The sequence below is a fragment of the Pseudomonas sp. 18.1.10 genome (assembly GCF_024655625.1).
Classification (GTDB): Bacteria; Pseudomonadota; Gammaproteobacteria; order Pseudomonadales; family Pseudomonadaceae; genus Aquipseudomonas.
Window position 1 is genome coordinate 1 of sequence record NZ_JANLGL010000119.1, and the last position, 18409, is coordinate 18409.

Sequence of the window (18409 nt, forward strand, 5' to 3'; positions counted from 1 at the left end):
TGGATACATCTTTGACTGACACACCGCATTCGCGAGCAAGCCCGCTCCCACACAAGCCCCACTCCACAGTTAGATTTTTGCCAGCTTCAGGGCCAGCGCTTTGGCTTGCAGTGCCACGTCCGTCACCGCTGTACTCTCCCACCAAAGCCCCCTCAACGGCGGCCCCATGGCAAACAACCGCCGACTGACCCGCCCCTGCGCATCCACCACCGCCCCACTGGCATCCGCGGCAATCCCCAGTGCCAACGGCCCGGGCTGGATCAGCCCGCGCTTGAGCAGTTGCTGCGGCAATGGCCGGGCCACGCGGCGCCAGTCGTATTCGATGCCGCTGGAGTTGACCAGCGCCGCGCCCGACACCCGCGTGATCGCCTGCTCGCCGCGATGGCGCAAGCGAATGCTCACGCCTTGCGGCGACGGTTCCAAGCCCTTGAACGACGCCGCCCGAATCCGCAACCGCCCCGCTTCATGCAACCGCGCCACCAACTGCGCGCTCAACGGCGGCGAGCGGTGGTGATGGCTTTCCCACCAGGGCCGCACATGGCGTACGAACTGACGTTTTTCCCGTTCGCTGGCCTGGCTCCACAACCGACCGATATGCGCGCGCACGGTGTCCAGCGGCGCCTGCCAATCGATGCCCTGCGCCTGCGCGATGCGGCATTGGCGACGCACTTCGCGCAGCAGTTGCCGAGGGCTGCGCAGGCTGTGGTCCTCGGCGAGAAAATCCACCCAGCCCGGCGGCTGCCGACGCACATGGGGCAACAGGCCATGGCGGGAAAAAATCTCGATAGGCCCACGATGGCCGGCCTGTTCCAGCGAGACCACGGCATCGACCATGGTCAGCCCGGAACCGATAATCAGCACGCTGGCCTGCGGGTCAATCTGCGTCATGGCCTGCACATCCCAGGGATCGACCGCCGCTGCGTTCAAGCCACTGGATTGCGTCTGTGGTGTACGCGCCGCCGGGAACATGCCAGTGGCCAATACCGCAAAGGCGCCGCGCAGTTGCTGGCCATCCGCGAGGGTCAATAACACCCCGTCGTCCTCCACTTGCAGATCCACCCCTTCGCCACGCACATGCTCGACAGTGGACGCCGACAGCGCCTTGGCCTCGGCCAGTCGCTGCTGCGCATACAGGCCAAAAATCCCGCGGGGCGGGAACAGCTCGCTGATGGGCACGTGTTGCTGGTCCGACTCCGGCCAGCCGCCGGCGCCGATGTAGGCGGTGAGCCATTGGGTCAGGTCGTCGGCGTTGTCCGGGTCGACGCTCATGCGTGCGGCGTTGCCGTTCAACGTGTGGCCCAGCTCAACGGCACTGTAGGCCTCGCCACGGCCCAGCTCGGCGCGTGGTTCGATCACCAGGATCTGCCGCGTGCCCGGCAACCGCAGCAATTGCACCGCGAGCATCGTGCCGCTTAGCCCGCCACCGACGATCAGCACATCAGCGTTGCGGATGGATTCAGTCATGCCTGTTCGCCCTTACTGTTTACCCAGGTAAATGTCATGCAAATCGCCCCGCGCCAACAGCTCGGCGGCGCTGCCACTCAAGGCCACGCGGCCAGTATCCAGCACGTAGCCGTGGGACGCATAGGTCAGCGCGACGTTGATGTTCTGCTCGGCGATCAGGAAGCTCACCTGCTGTTCGCGGTTGAGCTGGGCGATGATCGCAAAGATCTCCTGCACGATCATAGGCGCCAAACCCATCGACGGCTCATCGAGCAGTACCAAAGTAGGACGGGTCATCAACGCCCGGCCGATGGCGACCATTTGCTGCTCGCCGCCCGAGGTGAGCCCGGCGCGGGTGTGGCGCTTGGTCTTCAGCCGCGGGAACCAGCTGTAGATACGTTCCAGGTCGTGCTCCAAGGCCTTGCGGCTCAGGCGTCGCACAAAGCCGCCGCTGCGCAGGTTGTCTTCCACCGTGAGTTGGCCGAACACATGGCGGCCTTCCAGCACGTGGACCATGCCCTGGCGCACGCGCTGGCTGGGATCGATGCCGGCCAGGTCGCGCCCGGCATACTCGATGCGCCCACGGCTGACCTCGGCCCGCTCAGCGCGCACCAGCCCGGAGATCGCCTTGAGCGTGGTGCTCTTGCCGGCGCCATTGGCGCCGAGCAAGGCGACGATGGCGCCCTTGGGTACGTGCAGCGAAACCCCGGCTACCGCCAGGATGGCGCCATCGTAGATCACTTCGATGTCGTTGACCGCCAACAGCGACGGGCTGGCGGATTCAGCGGCGGGCTGGCTCATGGTTTATTCATCCCCGGTGCAGGTGCGCGGCGTCAGGCCTTTTTCCTTGGCAAAGGCTGCGGATTTTTCATCGATCAGCGGGCGCAGCAGTGCACGGTCGGCAGCGATCCACTCGCTGACCAGCGTCCAGTTGGCGCCGTCCCATTGCTGCACACGCGCCGAGCCGCCGCCTTCGTGGTCGCGGCACGACAGCTTGAGGTTTTGCATCAGGCCCAGGTAGCCCATGTCCTTGAGGCGCGTGTCGTCGATGTTCAGGTGTTCCAGGCCCCAGCGGCCTTCTTCGCCATTGAGTGGGCGCTTGCCGAACCTGGCCTGGCCGGTGCGGATCGCTTCCACCGCCACGGCGGCGTTCACCAGGCCGGAGTTGTAGTAGACGCTGCCGAAGTTTTTCAGGTCCTTGAGGTCGCTGTGGCCCTTGTCGAGGATGGATTGCTTGAGGCGTTTGTGGATCTCGAACTCGGCACCGGCCGGGTATGGCGTCAGCGCCAGGTAGCCTTTGGCGGCAGCACCAGCGGGCAACACGTCTTCGCTGGAGCTGGCCCAGATGTCGCCGATGATATGGTCCACCGGGAAGCCGAAGCGCGCGGCGGTCTTCACCGCCACCGGGGTGGAGACGCCCCAGGTGCGCAGGAACACCCAGTCCGGGTTGGCCTGGCGCACCTGGCGCCACTGTGCGGATTGTTCGTTGCCCGGGTCGGCTACGGGAATCTGGATATTTTCAAAGCCGTATTTTTCCGCCAGCAACTTCAGCGGGCCGAGGGTTTCGCGGCCGTAGGCCGAGTCGTGGTAGACCGTGGCGATCTTCTTGCCCTTGAGCTTGTCGAACCCGCCCTCACGCTGGGCGATGTAGTTCACCAGGGTCGAAGCCTCGCTGTAGAAGGTCAGCATCACCGGGAAGTTGTAGGGGAACACCGTGCCGTCGGTGGCTTCGGTGCGCCCGTAACCGAGGGTGATAAGCGGGATCTTGTCCACTTCCGCGCGCTCGCTCAGAGCATACGCCGCCGGTGCGCCGTTGGGCTGGTACACCGCGACCGGCGCGCCGTCCAGGCCGTTCTTGAAGCGCTCGTAGCACTCGATGCCCTTCTCCGCCGTCCACTCGGTCTCGCATTCCTGCCACACCAGTTTGACGCCGTTGATGCCGCCTTCGACCTCGTTGATATAACGCAGGTAGTCGATCATCCCGGCCCACACCTGCACGCCGCTGGACGCATAGGCGCCGACGCGGTAGGTGGCCAGGGGAATGAATTGCTGGTCCGGCGAGGCGATTGCCTGGGGGACAGCACCGGCCAGGGTGGCCAGCGCAAACGCAGCGCCGGCCAGGGAACGTTTCAAGGATGCACGCATGGAAGATTCTCTTGGGAAGTTAGAAACGCAGCGGCCACTGCCGCACACGGTCACGCAGGTTGTGCAACAGGCGGATCAAACCCTCGGGTTCCTTGACCAGGAACACGATAATCAACACGCCAAAGATGATTTTCTGCAGGTTCTGCAACTGCCCCGCATCCACCGAGCCGCCAAACAGCGCCTGCCCGGCATGGCTGAGGAAAATCGGCAGCAAACTGATAAACGCCGCGCCGACAAAGTTGCCGGCGATGCTGCCCATGCCACCGATAATGATGATGAACAGGATCTGGAATGAGCGATTGATATCGAAGCTGCTGGCGCTGGCCGTGCCCAGGTAGGCAAAGGCCCACAACGCGCCGGCGATGCCGAGATAGAACGAACTGACGGCAAACGCCAGGCGCTTGTAGCGCACCACCGGGATGCCGACCACGGCGGCGGCGGTGTCCATGTCGCGGATCGCCATCCAGTTGCGCCCCACCTGGCTGCGCACCAGGTTGATCGCGGTCCAGGTCAGCAGCAGCACCGTGACCAGCGTCAGCAGGTAACGGCCCAGCGGCGTGTTGAGGTCATGGCCGAACAGCGCCAGCTTCGGCGCCGAGATGGTCCCGGATGAACCGTAGTTGTAGAACCAGGGGAATTTGACGAACAGCCATTCCAAAAAGAACTGCGCGGCCAGCGTGGTGACCATCAGGTAAAAACCCTTGATCCGCGAACTGGGCAAGCCGAACAGCAGCCCGACCAACGCGCTGATGATCCCGCCACCGAGCAGTGCCACCGGCAAGCCCAGCTCCGGCAGGCGCAGCAAAAACCCGTAGGTGGCAAACGCGCCGACCGCCATGAACCCGGCAGCGCCCACCGAGGTTTGCCCGGTGTAGCCGGTTAACAGGTTCAGACCCAGCCCGGCCAGGGACAGCACCAGGAACGGAATCAAGATCGCGTTCAGCCAATAGTCATTGCCCCACAGCGGCACCACGATGAATGCCAGCGCCAACAGACCCAGCAGGCCCCACGGGATGCGCCGCTGGATCAGCAACAACGGCGCGGTTTCTTGCGCAACAGGAATCGACATGGTTTCAGACTCGCTCGATGGCGCGCTCGCCGAACAGGCCGGCGGGGCGGATATACAGGAAGGCCAAGGCCAGTACGTAGGCAAACCACGGCGTGATGCCGCCGCCGATCAGCGGGCCGATATACACCTCGGCGAGGTTCTCGGCCGCGCCGACAATCAGCCCGCCGACAATTGCCCCGCCAATCGAGGTAAAGCCGCCGATAATCAGCACCGGCAGGGCCTTGAGCACCACCAGCGACAGCGAGAACTGCACGCCCTGGCGCGCGCCCCACAGCAGCCCGGCGACCAGCCCGACGATGCCAGCCACCGCCCAGACGATCTGCCAGATGCGGTTGAGGTTGATGCCAATGGACAGCGCCGCCGTGGTGTCATCCGCCACCGCGCGCAGCGACACACCGATGCGGGTCTTGTTGAACAGCAGCGCCAGCACCGTCACCAGCACCACTGCGGCGGCGGCCGCAATCAGGTCGAACTGGCTGAGCATCAGCGGGCCGACAAACAGCGGCACGTCGTCGATGCCCAAATCCAAGGCGCGCACCTGCGAGCCCATCAAGCCTTGGGCGAGGCCTTCGATAATGAACGACAGGCCCAGCGTGGCCATGAACAAGGTGATCTGCGAACGGTTGACCAGGGGCCGCAGCACCAGGCGTTCGATCAGCAGCGCGCCAGCGATCATCACGAACACCGTCAGCAACAGCGCCAGGGCAAACGGCACGCCCTGGTCGTGCAGGCTGACAAAGGTCAGCGCGGCGAACAGCAGCATCGCGCCCTGGGCAAAATTGAACACGCCGCTGGCCTTGTAGATCAGCACAAAGCCGATGGCGACCAGCGAGTACATGGTGCCGGCGAGCAGGCCGCCGAGCAGGGTTTCCAGAAAGAACGTCATCAGTGCGCCACTCCCAGGTAGGCCGCGATCACGTCGGGGTCGGCCTGGACCTCGGCGGGTGTGCCGTCGCCGACCTTGCGCCCGTAGTCGAGCACCACTACATGGTGGGACAGGCCCATGACCACGCCGATGTCGTGTTCGATCAACACCACGGTGGTGCCGAGGTCGCGGTTGACGTCGGCGACGAAGCGCGCCATTTCCTGTTTTTCCTCGGCGTTCATCCCGGCCATGGGCTCATCCAGCAGCAGCAGGCTCGGCCCGGCGATCAAGGCGCGGCCCAACTCCACGCGCTTTTGCAGGCCGTAGGACAGGTTGCCCACCAGCACATCGCGGTGCGCTTGCAGCTCGAGAAATTCGAGAATGCCTTGGGCGCGCACGCGGAAGGCGTCGGCCTCGCGGCGCGCGCGGGGCAAGCCGAGGGCGTGTTCGATAAAGCTGCTGCGCTGATGGCGCGACAGGCCGGTGAGGATGTTGTCGAGCACGCTCATCTTCTTGAACAGCGCGTTGTTCTGGAACGTGCGGCCGATGCCCCGGCGCGCTGCGCCCAGCGGGTCGATGCGGTGGAAGTGCTGGTCTTCGAAGACGATCTCGCCGGCGTCGAAGCGGTACACGCCGTTGAGCACATTGAGCAACGAACTCTTGCCCGCCCCGTTGGGCCCGATCAGCGCGCAGATCTCGCCGCGTGCCACGTCGAAGGACAAGGCGTTGATCGCCTTGACCCCCTTGAACGACAGCGAGATATCCCGCACCTGGAGAATGGCTTGGCTCATGCGATGTCCCGTTTGAATTCGGCCAGCCACACCGGTGAAGGGGTGGCCTTGAGGGGTTGCCAGATGTAAGCCAGGCGTTGGAAGCCGAGCAGTTTGCGCACGCGGTTTTTCAGCAGGCGCCGCAGGCCGCTTTGCGGGTGGGCGATGGCCCAGTCGCACAGGCGTCGGCGCCAGGTGCCGTGGGGAGCGAGGCGGCTTTCGATTTCATCCGCAAGGTGCTGCAAGCGCTCGGCAGACAACAGCAAGCCGGTGGGCGCGACCTCACGGCGATCGCGCTGCGCGGAGGCCAGGCTTTCCGGGAAGGCCAGGCCGTGGCCGGTGTTGAGCCATTGCTCCAGCAGCACCGCCAGGCCGCCTTGCCAATGGGTGCCCTCTTCGCTCCACAAGGCGGTTTCGCCAGAGGGTTGCCACCAGCGAGCGAGGTGCTGCGCAGGGTCGACCGGGCCGAGCAACTGGACGAAATCCAGCGGGTTGGCGGACGCCCAGTGCCGTTGCTGACGGCCTTGCACATAAGAATGGCTGGGGCGGATACGCCATAGATGGTGCTGCAGCGCTTCCGCCTCCAGGTCATCGGCCAGGGTCAGCACTTGCCCGCCGATGGATTCGGCGGCCAGGGCCAGCAGCAACAGGTTCGGCTCAAACGCACCGCTCAAGGCCAAGCGCGATTGCTCGTTGAAACCCTGCTGGCGCAAGCCATCGGCCAGGCGCTCGACGTCACGCAAGGCGTCGATCCAGCGCCACGCATACCACTGGCCCTGGCGTTTGTGGCGCAGGGCGGTATGCAGAGGCGTGATCTGCGCCCAGTGGTGCAGTTGCTCGAGGGCCTTGGGCAGGTTGTCGAGCCGTTCGGCAGGCCATTCCACGGCCAGCGGGCGTTTTAGTTCGTGCACGCTCATAGGGGTAATGCTCCTATTAGTGGGGTGTGCGTGCGGTGGTCCGCTGGCCGATATACATCAAACAATGAAGATCAACTGTGGGAGCTGGCTTGCCTGCGATGGCAGACTGTCAGTCGATGCATTTGTAGCTGACCCACCGCTATCGCAGGCAAGCCAGCTCCCACATTGATCGAGGTGTGTCTGTTAGAGGGTGGTGGCCTTGAGGTCGCGGTAGCTGGCGCCGGGGTGGTTGGCGCCTAAGCGCGCGCCGTCGCCAAACAACTTCTCGCGCAACGTGCCCTGGGCGTACTCGGTCTTGTACACACCGCGCTTCTGCAACTCCGGCACCAGCAACTCCACCGCGTCGATAAAGGTCTCGTGGGTCAATGCGTACGCCAGGTTGAAGCCGTCCACATCGGTGTCCTCCACCCATTCCTGCAACAGGTCCGCCACGGTCTCAGGGCCGCCGACGAACAACGGGCCAAAACCACCAATGCCCACCCAATCGGCCAGTTCATTGGGCGTCCACACTTTGTTCGGATCCGCCGTGGAAAACGCTTCCACCGCCGACTGGATCGCATTGGTGTGCACATGCTTGAGCGGTTCATCCGGCTTGAACTGGCTGAAATCAATACCGGTCCAGCCGGAGATCAGCGCCATCGCGCCTTCGTAGCTGACGTAGGATTTGTATTCATCGAACTTGGCCTTGGCCTGCGCGTCGGTCTCACCGACGATTACGGTCTGCAAGTTGAAGATCAGGATTTTCTTCGGATCGCGCCCGGCTTCAGCAGCGCTGCGGCGGATGTCGGCGACGGTCTTTTTCAGCAGCACCTTGGACGGCGCGGCGACAAACACGCACTCGGCCTGTGCGGCGGCGAACTGCTTGCCACGGCTCGACGCGCCGGCCTGGTACAGCACGGGTGTACGTTGCGGCGACGGTTCGCACAGGTGAATGCCAGGCACCTGGAAGTGTTTGCCGACGTGGCGGATCTCGTGGATTTTGCTCGGGTCGCTGAAAATCCGCCGCTCACGGTCGCGCACCACGGCGCCCTCCTCCCAACTGCCTTCCCAGAGCTTGTAGCAAACCTCCAGGTATTCCTCGGCGTAGTCGTAGCGCGCGTCGTGTTCGGTCTGGGCTTTCTGGCCGAGGTTCTTCGCGCCGCTTTCCAGGTAGGAGGTGACGATGTTCCAGCCGATGCGGCCCTTGGTCAGGTGATCCAGCGTCGACAGGCGACGGGCAAACGGATACGGGTGCTCAAACGACAGCGAGGCCGTGAGGCCAAACCCCAGGTGTTCGGTGACCAGGGCCATCGGCGCGATCAGCGACAGCGGGTCGTTGACCGGCACTTGCGTGGCCTGGCGAATCGCCGCGTCGCCGTTGCCGTTGTACACGTCGTAGATGCCCAGCACATCGGCGATAAACAGGCCGTCGAACTTGCCGCGCTCAAGAATTTTGGCCAGGTCGGTCCAGTATTCCAGGTCCTTGTACTGCCACGAACGGTCGCGCGGGTGTGCCCACAGGCCGGGGGATTGGTGCCCGACGCAGTTCATGTCGAAGGCATTCAAGCGGATTTCACGGGCCATCACAGCACTCCGTTGAGGTGGTAGTTGCCGACGATCTGGTACTTGGCGCGCAGCGGATCATCCAGGGTCGAGGGCAGCGCGGTGCGTTGGCCGGTCAGTTCGAACTCGGCGTTGCTGGCGGCGATCAAGGCTTCGGCGGCGGCGATCTGCGCTTCGGTGGCGGCGACGGGGCTTGGGTGGGTTGCGGCGCGTTCGAGCAAGGCGGCGGCCACGTCGACGCGGATCTGCAAGTCGCCGAAGCGGCTGATTACGTAGGGGTCGGTGCTGGTTTCGACATGGCGGCGGGTGCTGTCCAGCAGTTGGCGGGCAAGGTTCAGGGCGGTCATGGTTGCAGCTCCTCAGTTCCAGGCGTGGCGCGCGGGCTTCACGCCGTTGAGCACGAAGTTGCCGATCAGGTGGTACTTCCAGCGGGCCGGGTCGTGCAGGGTGTGGGTGCGCGCGTTGCGCCAGAAGCGGTCGAGGTTGTGCTTGCCGGTGACCGAGCGGGTGCCGGCCAGTTCGAACAGCTTGCTGCTGGCGAGCAAGGCGGTTTCGGCGGACAGCACTTTGGCCTGGGCGACGACCAGTGAGGCGTGGGCCACCGTGTCTTCGCTCGGTTCGGCGAGGGCGCGGTCCACGGCTTCCCCCGCTTTGGCGAGGATGGCTTCGGTGCCGTGCACGCGCCATTGCAGGTCACCGATGGCGGCGATGGTGAACGGGTCTTGCCAGCCGTGCTCCTGCTGGCTGTCGATCCACGGGCGCGCTTGGCGGGCGTGGATTTTCGCGTGCTCCAGGGCGCCGAGGGCGATGCCGGTATCGACGGCCGCCTGGATAATCTGCGAAATCGGGCCGTTGGCAGTGGGTTGGTCAAACGCCAAGTGGGCCGGGATCACGGCACTGCGCGGCACGGTCACGCCATCCAAGGTCACGCCGCCACTGGCGGTGGTGCGCTGGCCGAAGCCGTCCCAGCTGTCGATCACGTTCAAGCCTTGGGCATCGCGCTCGATGAACGCGATAAAGGCCTGGTCCTGTTCGTTGTTGCCGACGGTGGGCACGATATGGGCGAACAACGCGCCAGTGCAGTAGAACTTCTCGCCGTTGATGTGCGCGGTGTCGCCGTGGAAGCGGATCTGCGTGTCGAAGGTGCCGGCGTTTTTGCTCTTGGCTTCGGAAAAGGCGTTGCCGAAGCGGTAACCGGCCAGAACCTTGCCGAAGTAGTGACGTTTTTGCTCTTCGGTGGCGGTTTGCAACAGGATGTCCACCACGCCCAAGTGGTTCTGCGGGATCTGCCCCAACGACGGGTCGGCAGCGGAGATCAACTTGATAACCTCGGCCACCGTCACATAGGACACCTCGGCGCCGCCGTAGACCTTGGGAATAGTGATGCCCCACAAGCCGCTGGCGGAAAATTCGTCGAGCTCGGCAATGGGCAAGCGCCGCTCACGGTCGCGCTCACTGGCCTCGACGGCAAAACGGGCCGCCAGGCGCGTGGCGACGTCGATGGCTTCCGCGTCCGAGCGGATGATATGGGCAGGGTGTAAAGGGTGGGCAGACATGGGCCGACTCCAGGCTCCGATGGGATAACGGAGTGATTGCAGGAGTCGTGCCTGAATTTAATCGCCAATAGAATCAGCGAGTTGCCGAATAAACAGGCTGATGGACAGCGTGCTGAACCAGCAAAGTGTGCATCTGCTGTTGCATGGCGAACAGTTAGATCACCACGTTGCGGATAAAGCGCACCGCCACATCCCCATCATTGCGATAGACGTGCTGCTGGTGGCTGGCAAACATAAAGAACTCACCGGCGCCGATGCTGTTTTCCATACCGGCCACGACCAACGTCAAGCTGCCCTCGAACACAAACAGCTGCTCGCTCCAACCTTCAAGGTCTGGGTCCGGGCAGTACCGATCACCGGGCTCCAGGCGCCACTCCCACAGTTCGACTTCCCGCCGTGCCGTGGCCTTGGCCAGCAATACCGCCTTGCTGCCGTCGATCTCCCCTGCCCAGGCCAGTTCGTTGATGCGGCTGTGGTCACGCACGTCCGGGGCCTGGATCAGGTCGCTGAACGCCACGTCCAAGGCTTCGGCCACGCGGTCGAGGGTGGACAGGCTGACATTCTTCTCCCCCGCTTCGATGGCCACCAGCATGCGCCGGCTGACCCCGGATTTTTCCGAGAGCGCGGTCTGGCTCAAGTCGGCGGCATGACGCAGGCGACGGACGTTCTGGCTGACGTGCTGCAGGACCGAGGCCCGTTGCGGATTTTCTTTGTGCACTATATTGCTCAATGGGTGGGTGTGCGCAGTATACTGCCCAGCGTGCGGCGCATTGTGCGGTCCGTGCCTTTCCCTTGCAAGACCGAGCCGCCATGACTGCCGCCAAATCCCCCTCGCGTTTCAACCGTTTCAGCAAAGCCGAATGCATCCTGGTGGTCATCACCATGATCTGGGGCGGCACCTTTTTGCTGGTGCAACACGCCATGACCGTCAGCGGGCCGATGTTTTTCGTGGGCCTGCGCTTTGCCGCGGCGGCGATTGTGGTCGGCTTCTTTTCCCTGCGCACCCTGCGCGACCTGACGCTGTTCGAGTTCAAGGCCGGGGTGTTTATCGGCGTGGCGATCATGTTTGGCTACGGTTTGCAGACCATTGGCTTGCAGACCATCCTCAGCAGCCAGTCGGCGTTTATCACGGCTCTATATGTACCCTTCGTGCCGCTGCTGCAATGGTTGGTGCTGGGCCGTCGCCCGGGGTTGATGCCGAGCATTGGCATCATGCTTGCGTTTACCGGGTTGATGTTGCTGACCGGGCCGGCGGGGGCTTCGCTGAATTTCAGCCCGGGGGAGATCGCCACCCTGATTGGTGCGATTGCCATAGCGGCGGAAATCATTTTGATCGGCGCCTATGCCGGGCAAGTGGATGTACGCCGGGTCACCGTGGTGCAGCTGGCTACCGCGTCGGTGCTGTCGTTCATGATGGTGGTGCCGATGGGCGAAGCATTGCCGGGGTTCTCCTGGTTGCTGCTGTTCAGCGCGGTGGGGTTGGGCTTGACCAGCGCGGTGATACAGGTCGCGATGAACTGGGCGCAGCAGAGTGTTTCACCGACGCGGGCTACGTTGATTTATGCCGGGGAGCCGGTGTGGGCTGGAGTGGTTGGGCGGATTGCGGGCGAGCGCTTCCCGCCGATTGCGATGCTGGGGGCGGCGTTGATTGTGGCGGCGGTGATTGTGAGTGAGATGAAGACCAAGGGGCAGAAGGCGGTGGCGTCGGAAGAAGAGCTCGAGCAGGAACGACAGGGGTAAGTCCCGACTCGGTCAAGTGTGGGAGCGGGCTTGCTCGCGAAAGCGGTGGATCAGCCAACACCTTTGTTGAATGGCAGCCTGCATTCGCGAGCAAGCCCGCTCCCACACGTGAAGGTGGCGTCTGTAAACAATGCTAAATGGGCGTTTTCGGCTTACCTTGTAGGATCCTGCCACATCTTGCCGTTTGGTGATCGAGAAAGCGGCACGTATGATGCATCCCAAACTCCCGCAGATTAGAAGCCTATGTCCCTGATAGTTCTACTGCTTCTGCCTTTTATCGGCAGCTGTCTGGCGGCTTTGCTGCCGCATAACGCACGTAACACCGAATCCCTGCTGGCCGGCCTTGTGGCCCTGGTCGGCACCATTCAAGTCGCCCTGCTCTACCCCCAGATCGCCCACGGTGGCGTGATCCGCGAAGAATTCATGTGGTTGCCCAGCCTGGGCTTGAACTTCGTGTTGCGCATGGACGGGTTTGCCTGGCTGTTCTCGATGCTGGTGCTGGGCATCGGCACGCTGGTGTCGCTGTATGCGCGTTACTACATGTCGCCGGATGACCCGGTGCCGCGCTTCTTTGCGTTTTTCCTGGCGTTCATGGGCGCCATGCTCGGCCTGGTGATCTCCGGCAACCTGATCCAGATCGTGTTCTTCTGGGAACTGACCAGCCTGTTCTCGTTCCTGTTGATCGGCTACTGGCACCACCGCGCCGATGCGCGACGCGGCGCGTACATGGCGTTGATGGTCACCGGCGCGGGCGGCCTGTGCCTGCTGGCGGGCGTGATGCTGCTGGGGCATATCGTCGGCAGCTATGACCTCGACCTCGTGCTGGCGGCGGGCGAGCAGATCCGCGCCCACGCGCTGTACCCGATCATGCTCGCCCTGGTGCTGATCGGCGCCCTGAGCAAAAGCGCGCAGTTCCCGTTCCACTTCTGGCTGCCCCACGCGATGGCGGCACCCACGCCGGTCTCGGCGTACCTGCACTCGGCAACGATGGTGAAGGCCGGCGTGTTCCTGCTGGCCCGCCTGTGGCCGTCGCTGTCCGGCAGCGAAGAATGGTTCTATATCGTCGGCGGTGCCGGCGCGATCACCCTCCTCCTCGGCGCTTACTGCGCCATGTTCCAGAACGACCTCAAGGGCCTGCTGGCCTATTCCACCATCAGCCACCTCGGGCTTATCACCTTGCTGCTGGGCCTCAACAGCCCGCTGGCCGCGGTCGCAGCGGTGTTTCATATCCTCAACCACGCCACGTTCAAGGCGTCGCTGTTCATGGCGGCGGGCATCATCGACCACGAAAGCGGCACCCGCGACATTCGCAAGCTCAGTGGCCTGGTGCGCCTGATCCCGTTTACCGCGACCCTGGCGATGGTCGCCAGTGCGTCCATGGCCGGCGTGCCGCTGCTGAACGGTTTCCTGTCCAAAGAGATGTTCTTCGCCGAAACCGTGTTTATCTCGGCGACCAAATGGGTGGAAATCACCCTGCCGGTCATCGCCACCATCGCCGGTACATTCAGCGTGGCCTATGCGCTGCGCTTCACGGTGGATGTGTTCTTCGGCCCCACCGCCACCAACCTGCCCCACACCCCACACGAACCGCCGCGCTGGATGCGCGCGCCGGTCGAGCTGCTGGTGTTCACCTGCCTGCTGGTGGGGATCTTCCCGGCGCAGATGGTCGGTTCGATCCTCGCTGCTGCCGCCCTGCCGGTGGTGGGCGGCGTGCTGCCGGAATACAGCCTGGCGATCTGGCACGGCTGGAACGCGCCGATGATAATGAGCCTGGTGGCCATGACCTGTGGCGTGATCCTCTATCTGTTGCTGCGCAAGCAACTCAAGCGCGGGCGCTTCAAGTACCCGCCCGTCATCAGCTACTTCAACGGCAAGCGCGGCTTCGAGCGCTGCCTGGTGGTGTTGATGCGTGGCACGCGCAAGATCGAGCGGCTCATCAGCACCAAACGCCTGCAAACCCAGCTGTTCCTGCTGGTGCTGGCGGCGGTCATTGCCGGCTTGATCCCGATGCTGCACAGCAGCCTCAGCTGGGGCGACCGGCCGAAGATCCCCGGTTCCATCGTGTTCGTCACCCTGTGGCTGCTGGCGATTGCCTGCGCCCTCGGCGCCGCCTGGCAAGCCAAGTACCACCGGCTGGCGGCCCTGACCATGGTCAGCGTGTGCGGCCTGATGACTTGCATCACCTTCGTGTGGTTCTCGGCGCCGGACCTGGCGTTGACCCAACTGGTGGTGGAAGTGGTCACCACCGTGCTGATCCTGCTGGGCCTGCGCTGGTTGCCACGGCGGATCGAAGACGTCTCGCCACTGCCAAGCTCCTTGCGCAAGGCACGTATTCGCCGCCTGCGGGACTTCCTGCTGTCCACCGTGGTCGGTGGCGGCATGGCACTGCTGTCCTACGCCATGCTCACGCGCCAGACGCCCAACGATATCTCCTCGTTCTACTTGAGCCGCGCCCTGCCCGAAGGCGGCGGCAGCAATGTGGTCAACGTGATGCTGGTGGACTTCCGTGGCTTCGACACCCTCGGCGAAATCACCGTGCTCGGCGCCGTGGCGCTGACGGTGTACGCCCTGCTGCGGCGCTTCCGCCCATCGAAAGAGAGCATGCAACTGCCCGCGCAACAGCGCCAACTGGCGCCGGACGTGGCCACCGACCTGGTCAACCCGCGCCAGGCCAGCGACACCGCATTGGGCTTCATGATGGTGCCAGCGGTGCTGGTGCGCCTGCTGCTGCCGATTGCGCTGGTGGTGTCGTTCTACCTGTTCATGCGCGGCCACAACCAACCGGGCGGCGGGTTTGTCGCCGGGCTGGTGATGTCGGTGGCGTTTATCCTGCAATACATGGTCGCCGGTACGCAGTGGGTCGAGGCGCAGATGAGCCTGCGGCCGATGCGCTGGATGGGCTTCGGCCTGCTCTCGGCAACCCTCACCGGGCTGGGCGCGCTGTTTGTCGGCTACCCGTTCCTGACCACCCACACCTGGCATTTCAGCCTGCCGGTGCTGGGCGACATTCATGTGGCCAGCGCGCTGTTCTTCGACGTTGGCGTGTACGCCATGGTCGTCGGTTCGACGCTGCTGATGCTCACCGCCCTCGGCCACCAATCGGTGCGTGCCCATAAACCCAGCAACCAGGCCAAAGTGGTTGCCGCAACGGAAGGAGCGGCCTGATGGAAGAAGTCATCGCAATTGCCATCGGAGTGCTCGCAGCCTCCGGCGTGTGGCTGATCCTGCGGCCGCGGACATTCCAGGTGGTGATGGGCCTGTGCCTGTTGTCGTATGGGGTCAACCTGTTCATTTTCAGCATGGGCAGCCTGTTTATCGGCAAGGAGCCGATCATCAAGGACGGCGTGCCGCAAGACCTGCTCAACTACACCGACCCGCTGCCCCAGGCCCTGGTGCTCACGGCCATCGTCATCAGCTTTGCCATGACCGCGTTGTTCCTGGTGGTGCTGCTCGCCTCCCGGGGCCTGACCGGCACCGACCACGTTGACGGCCGGGAGCCCAAGGAATGAATTGGGTGAACCAACTGATTATCGCGCCGATCCTGCTGCCGCTGCTGACCGCCGCGCTGATGCTGATGCTCGGCGAAAAACGCCGGCCTCTCAAAGCCAAGATCAACCTGTTCTCCAGCGTGCTGGGCCTGGGCATTGCGATCCTGCTGCTGTACTGGACGCAAAAAGGCGGCCCCGGCTCGATTGGCGTGTACCTGCCGGGCAACTGGCAGGTGCCGTTCGGCATCGTGCTGGTGGTGGACCAACTGTCGGCGCTGATGCTGGTGCTCACCGGGATCATCGGCGTGAGCGCGCTGGTGTTCGCCATGGCCCGCTGGGACCGTGCGGGCACCAGTTTCCATGCGTTGTTCCAGGTGCAGATGATGGGCCTGTACGGCGCCTTCCTCACCGCCGACCTGTTCAACCTGTTCGTGTTCTTCGAGGTGCTGCTGGCCGCGTCCTACGGCTTGATGCTGCACGGCTCGGGCCGCGCGCGGGTGTCGGCGGGGCTGCATTACATCGCGATCAACCTGCTGGCGTCGTCGCTGTTCCTGATTGGCGCGGCGATGATCTACGGCGTCACCGGTACGCTGAACTTCGCCGACCTGGCGCTGAAAATCCCGCTGGTACCCGAGGCCGATCGCGGCCTGCTGCACGCGGGCGCGGCGATCCTTGCCACGGCGTTCCTGGCCAAGGCCGGCATGTGGCCGCTGAACTTCTGGCTGGCGCCCGCCTACTCCTCGGCGAGTGCGCCGGTGGCGGCGATGTTTGCGATCATGACCAAGGTCGGCGTGTACACCGTGCTGCGCCTGTGGACCCTGCTGTTCTCCGGCCAGGCCGGTGCATCCGCGCTGTTTGGCGGCGACTGGCTGGTGTACGGCGGCATGGCGACCATCATCTGCGCGGCGCTGGCGATGGTGGCGGCGCAGCGCCTGGAACGCATGGCGAGCTTGAGCATCCTGGTGTCGGCGGGGATCTTGCTGTCGGCCATCGGTTTTGCGCAGCCAAGCCTCACGGCGGGCGCGCTGTTTTATCTGGTCAGCTCGACGCTGGCGTTGAGTGCGCTGTTCCTGCTGGCGGAGTTGATCGAACGTTCGCGCTCGGCCAACGACCTGCCGCTGGACGAAGAGATCGATGCCCTGCCCAAAGCCATGGAGTCCTTGCACCCGCGTCCAGGCGTGAACCTCGACGACGAGCAGAAAGCCGTGGTCGGACAGGTGATTCCGTGGACCATGGCCTTCCTCGGCCTGAGCTTTATTGCCTGCGCGCTGCTGATTATCGGCATGCCGCCGCTGTCCGGGTTTATCGGCAAGCTGAGCTTGTTGAGTGCGCTGATCAATCCGCTGGGCCTTGGGGTCAGCATCGATGAGCCGATCCGTCCGGCGGCCTGGGGCCTGGTCACGCTGCTGATCCTCTCGGGCCTGGTCTCGCTGATTGCCTTCGCGCGCCTGGGCATCCAGCGCTTCTGGACCCCGGAAGAACGCCCGTCGCCGCTGCTGCGTCGCTACGAGTGCGTGCCGATCTTCTTCCTGCTCGGCCTGAGCATCCTGCTGACCTTCAAGGCCGAACCGCTGATGCGCTACACCGAAGCCACCGCCGTGAGCCTGAACAACCCGGAACACTACGTGATGGCGGTAATGGCCACGCGCCCGGTGCCAAGCCCTGAAGCCCAAGCCGCCGCGCTGGAGGTTCAGCCATGAAGCGTCTGTTCCCGGCCCCGTGGCTGTCCCTGGCGCTGTGGCTGTTGTGGCTGGTGCTGAACCTGTCCGTGAGCCCCGGCAACCTGCTGCTGGGCGCGGTGCTGGGTTTTCTGGCGCCGCTGCTGATGGCGCCGCTGCGGCCGCTGCCGATCCGCATCCGCCGCCCTGGGGTGATCCTGCGCCTGTTCTTCGTGGTGGGCCGCGATGTGATCGTGTCCAACCTGCTCGTCGCCTGGGGCGTGCTGACCTGCGGCTCACGCCCACCGCGTTCGCGCTTTATCAAGATCCCCCTGGACCTGCGCGACGCCAACGGCCTCGCTGCGCTGTCGATGATTACCACGGTGGTGCCCGGCACCATCTGGTCGGAACTGGCGCTGGACCGCAGCATCCTGCTGCTGCACGTGTTCGACCTGGACGATGAAGCGCAGTTTATTGAGCACTTCAAGACCACCTACGAGCGGCCCCTGATGGAGATCTTCGAATGAGCGCCCTGCTCTCCAATGCGATCCTGTTCAGCCTGTTCCTGTTCTCCCTGGCCATGGTGCTGACCCTGGTGCGCCTGTTCAAAGGCCCCTCGGCCCAGGACCGGGTACTGGCGCTGGACTACCTGTACATGCTGGCGATGCTGATGATGCTGGTGCTGGGCATTCGCTACGCCAGTGACACCTACTTTGAAGCGGCGCTGCTGATTGCGCTGTTCGGCTTTGTGGGCTCGTTTGCCCTGGCCAAATTCCTGCTGCGTGGCGAGGTGATTGAATGATGCCGTTATGGGTGGAAGTGATCGTCGCGGTGCTGCTGGTGCTGAGCAGCGTGTTTGCCTTGATTGGCGCGATTGGCTTGCTGCGCATGAAGGACTTTTTCCAGCGCATGCACCCGCCGGCGCTGGCCTCGACGCTGGGGGCGTGGTGTGTGGCGTTGGCGTCGATCGTGTACTTTTCGGTGCTCAAGTCCGGGCCAGTGTTGCATGGCTGGTTGATTCCGATTTTGTTGTCGATCACGGTGCCGGTGACCACGTTGCTGTTGGCGCGTACGGCGCTGTTTCGCAAGCGTATGGCCGGCGATGATGTGCCGGCCGAAGTCAGCAGCCGCCGCTGATTTCTGAAGCGAACACGGTCAAAAAAAATGTGGGAGCGGGCTTGCTCGCGAATGCGGTGTATCAGTCACACATGTACTG

General features: G+C 63.9%; 18 protein-coding genes. 7 read left to right on the forward strand and 11 right to left on the reverse strand.

Annotated features, from left to right (window positions below):
- Positions 1 to 69: 69 nt before the first annotated feature.
- The 11 genes from NUV89_RS19075 to NUV89_RS19125 all read right to left on the reverse strand — a co-directional run bounded on the left by NUV89_RS19075 (position 70) and on the right by NUV89_RS19125 (position 11025).
- Positions 70 to 1464, reverse strand: a complete 1395-nt coding sequence (locus tag NUV89_RS19075) for an FAD/NAD(P)-binding protein (RefSeq protein ID WP_257782530.1) — start codon at positions 1462 to 1464, stop codon at positions 70 to 72.
- 12 nt (positions 1465 to 1476) lie between these two features.
- Positions 1477 to 2244 carry an ABC transporter ATP-binding protein gene (locus NUV89_RS19080; protein ID WP_257782531.1) on the reverse strand — a complete coding sequence of 256 codons (768 nt, stop codon included), beginning with the start codon at positions 2242 to 2244 and terminating at the stop codon, positions 1477 to 1479.
- Positions 2245 to 2247: 3 nt separating this feature from the next.
- Positions 2248 to 3588 carry an ABC transporter substrate-binding protein gene (locus NUV89_RS19085; RefSeq protein ID WP_257782532.1) on the reverse strand — a complete coding sequence of 447 codons (1341 nt, stop codon included), beginning with the start codon at positions 3586 to 3588 and terminating at the stop codon, positions 2248 to 2250.
- 19 nt (positions 3589 to 3607) lie between these two features.
- A complete protein-coding gene (locus NUV89_RS19090; RefSeq protein ID WP_257782533.1) occupies positions 3608 to 4657 on the reverse strand; it encodes a branched-chain amino acid ABC transporter permease in 1050 nt (349 codons plus the stop codon).
- A 4-nt stretch (positions 4658 to 4661) separates the two neighbouring features.
- Positions 4662 to 5543 carry a branched-chain amino acid ABC transporter permease gene (locus tag NUV89_RS19095; protein WP_257782534.1) on the reverse strand — a complete coding sequence of 294 codons (882 nt, stop codon included), beginning with the start codon at positions 5541 to 5543 and terminating at the stop codon, positions 4662 to 4664.
- The gene (locus tag NUV89_RS19100; RefSeq protein ID WP_257782535.1) at positions 5543 to 6313 is read right to left on the reverse strand and encodes an ABC transporter ATP-binding protein; all 771 of its coding nucleotides are present in this window, start codon (positions 6311 to 6313) and stop codon (positions 5543 to 5545) included. Before NUV89_RS19100 ends, NUV89_RS19095 begins: the two co-directional genes overlap by 1 nt.
- Positions 6310 to 7209: an AMP-binding protein gene (locus NUV89_RS19105; protein ID WP_257782536.1), complete on the reverse strand. Its 900-nt coding sequence runs from the start codon at positions 7207 to 7209 to the stop codon at positions 6310 to 6312. Before NUV89_RS19105 ends, NUV89_RS19100 begins: the two co-directional genes overlap by 4 nt.
- A gap of 183 nt (positions 7210 to 7392) precedes the next feature.
- Positions 7393 to 8772, reverse strand: coding sequence for an LLM class flavin-dependent oxidoreductase (locus tag NUV89_RS19110; protein WP_257782537.1), 1380 nt, complete (start codon positions 8770 to 8772; stop codon positions 7393 to 7395).
- On the reverse strand, positions 8772 to 9098 hold the full coding sequence (locus NUV89_RS19115) for an acyl-CoA dehydrogenase (RefSeq protein ID WP_207043538.1): 327 nt from the start codon (positions 9096 to 9098) through the stop codon (positions 8772 to 8774). Before NUV89_RS19115 ends, NUV89_RS19110 begins: the two co-directional genes overlap by 1 nt.
- Before the next feature lie 12 nt (positions 9099 to 9110).
- Positions 9111 to 10307: an SfnB family sulfur acquisition oxidoreductase gene (locus NUV89_RS19120; RefSeq protein ID WP_257782538.1), complete on the reverse strand. Its 1197-nt coding sequence runs from the start codon at positions 10305 to 10307 to the stop codon at positions 9111 to 9113.
- A gap of 154 nt (positions 10308 to 10461) precedes the next feature.
- Positions 10462 to 11025, reverse strand: coding sequence for a helix-turn-helix domain-containing protein (locus tag NUV89_RS19125; protein WP_257782539.1), 564 nt, complete (start codon positions 11023 to 11025; stop codon positions 10462 to 10464).
- Between the two features lie 92 nt (positions 11026 to 11117).
- Here NUV89_RS19125 and NUV89_RS19130 point away from each other — a divergent pair, with 92 nt between their 5' ends.
- From NUV89_RS19130 to NUV89_RS19160, 7 genes are all read left to right on the forward strand, one after another.
- Positions 11118 to 12047: a DMT family transporter gene (locus NUV89_RS19130; RefSeq protein ID WP_257782540.1), complete on the forward strand. Its 930-nt coding sequence runs from the start codon at positions 11118 to 11120 to the stop codon at positions 12045 to 12047.
- Between the two features lie 243 nt (positions 12048 to 12290).
- Positions 12291 to 15212 (forward strand): monovalent cation/H+ antiporter subunit A, encoded by a 2922-nt coding sequence (locus NUV89_RS19135; RefSeq protein WP_257782541.1) that lies wholly within the window; start codon positions 12291 to 12293, stop codon positions 15210 to 15212.
- A complete protein-coding gene (locus tag NUV89_RS19140; protein WP_003192163.1) occupies positions 15212 to 15556 on the forward strand; it encodes a Na+/H+ antiporter subunit C in 345 nt (114 codons plus the stop codon). Before NUV89_RS19135 ends, NUV89_RS19140 begins: the two co-directional genes overlap by 1 nt.
- Positions 15553 to 17235: a monovalent cation/H+ antiporter subunit D gene (locus NUV89_RS19145; protein ID WP_257782542.1), complete on the forward strand. Its 1683-nt coding sequence runs from the start codon at positions 15553 to 15555 to the stop codon at positions 17233 to 17235. Before NUV89_RS19140 ends, NUV89_RS19145 begins: the two co-directional genes overlap by 4 nt.
- Complete coding sequence (locus tag NUV89_RS19150) at positions 17232 to 17720, forward strand: Na+/H+ antiporter subunit E (protein WP_257782543.1); 489 nt, start codon at positions 17232 to 17234, stop codon at positions 17718 to 17720. Before NUV89_RS19145 ends, NUV89_RS19150 begins: the two co-directional genes overlap by 4 nt.
- On the forward strand, positions 17717 to 17995 hold the full coding sequence (locus NUV89_RS19155; RefSeq protein WP_105522735.1) for a K+/H+ antiporter subunit F: 279 nt from the start codon (positions 17717 to 17719) through the stop codon (positions 17993 to 17995). The genes NUV89_RS19150 and NUV89_RS19155 overlap by 4 nt, the downstream gene beginning before the upstream one ends.
- Positions 17992 to 18330 (forward strand): Na+/H+ antiporter subunit G, encoded by a 339-nt coding sequence (locus tag NUV89_RS19160; protein WP_026136444.1) that lies wholly within the window; start codon positions 17992 to 17994, stop codon positions 18328 to 18330. The genes NUV89_RS19155 and NUV89_RS19160 overlap by 4 nt, the downstream gene beginning before the upstream one ends.
- Positions 18331 to 18409 lie beyond the last annotated feature (79 nt).

Bases quoted from the DNA above. Each gene is read 5' to 3' on its own strand.
- NUV89_RS19075 (WP_257782530.1), bottom strand. From the start codon at position 1,464: ATGACTGAATCCATCCGCAACGCTGATGTGCTGATCGTCGGTGGCGGG.
- NUV89_RS19080 (WP_257782531.1), bottom strand. From the start codon at position 2,244: ATGAGCCAGCCCGCCGCTGAATCCGCCAGCCCGTCGCTGTTGGCGGTC.
- NUV89_RS19085 (WP_257782532.1), bottom strand. From the start codon at position 3,588: ATGCGTGCATCCTTGAAACGTTCCCTGGCCGGCGCTGCGTTTGCGCTG.
- NUV89_RS19090 (WP_257782533.1), bottom strand. From the start codon at position 4,657: ATGTCGATTCCTGTTGCGCAAGAAACCGCGCCGTTGTTGCTGATCCAG.
- NUV89_RS19095 (WP_257782534.1), bottom strand. From the start codon at position 5,543: ATGACGTTCTTTCTGGAAACCCTGCTCGGCGGCCTGCTCGCCGGCACC.
- NUV89_RS19100 (WP_257782535.1), bottom strand. From the start codon at position 6,313: ATGAGCCAAGCCATTCTCCAGGTGCGGGATATCTCGCTGTCGTTCAAG.
- NUV89_RS19105 (WP_257782536.1), bottom strand. From the start codon at position 7,209: ATGAGCGTGCACGAACTAAAACGCCCGCTGGCCGTGGAATGGCCTGCC.
- NUV89_RS19110 (WP_257782537.1), bottom strand. From the start codon at position 8,772: ATGGCCCGTGAAATCCGCTTGAATGCCTTCGACATGAACTGCGTCGGG.
- NUV89_RS19115 (WP_207043538.1), bottom strand. From the start codon at position 9,098: ATGACCGCCCTGAACCTTGCCCGCCAACTGCTGGACAGCACCCGCCGC.
- NUV89_RS19120 (WP_257782538.1), bottom strand. From the start codon at position 10,307: ATGTCTGCCCACCCTTTACACCCTGCCCATATCATCCGCTCGGACGCG.
- NUV89_RS19130 (WP_257782540.1), top strand. From the start codon at position 11,118: ATGACTGCCGCCAAATCCCCCTCGCGTTTCAACCGTTTCAGCAAAGCC.
- NUV89_RS19135 (WP_257782541.1), top strand. From the start codon at position 12,291: ATGTCCCTGATAGTTCTACTGCTTCTGCCTTTTATCGGCAGCTGTCTG.
- NUV89_RS19140 (WP_003192163.1), top strand. From the start codon at position 15,212: ATGGAAGAAGTCATCGCAATTGCCATCGGAGTGCTCGCAGCCTCCGGC.
- NUV89_RS19145 (WP_257782542.1), top strand. From the start codon at position 15,553: ATGAATTGGGTGAACCAACTGATTATCGCGCCGATCCTGCTGCCGCTG.
- NUV89_RS19150 (WP_257782543.1), top strand. From the start codon at position 17,232: ATGAAGCGTCTGTTCCCGGCCCCGTGGCTGTCCCTGGCGCTGTGGCTG.
- NUV89_RS19155 (WP_105522735.1), top strand. From the start codon at position 17,717: ATGAGCGCCCTGCTCTCCAATGCGATCCTGTTCAGCCTGTTCCTGTTC.
- NUV89_RS19160 (WP_026136444.1), top strand. From the start codon at position 17,992: ATGATGCCGTTATGGGTGGAAGTGATCGTCGCGGTGCTGCTGGTGCTG.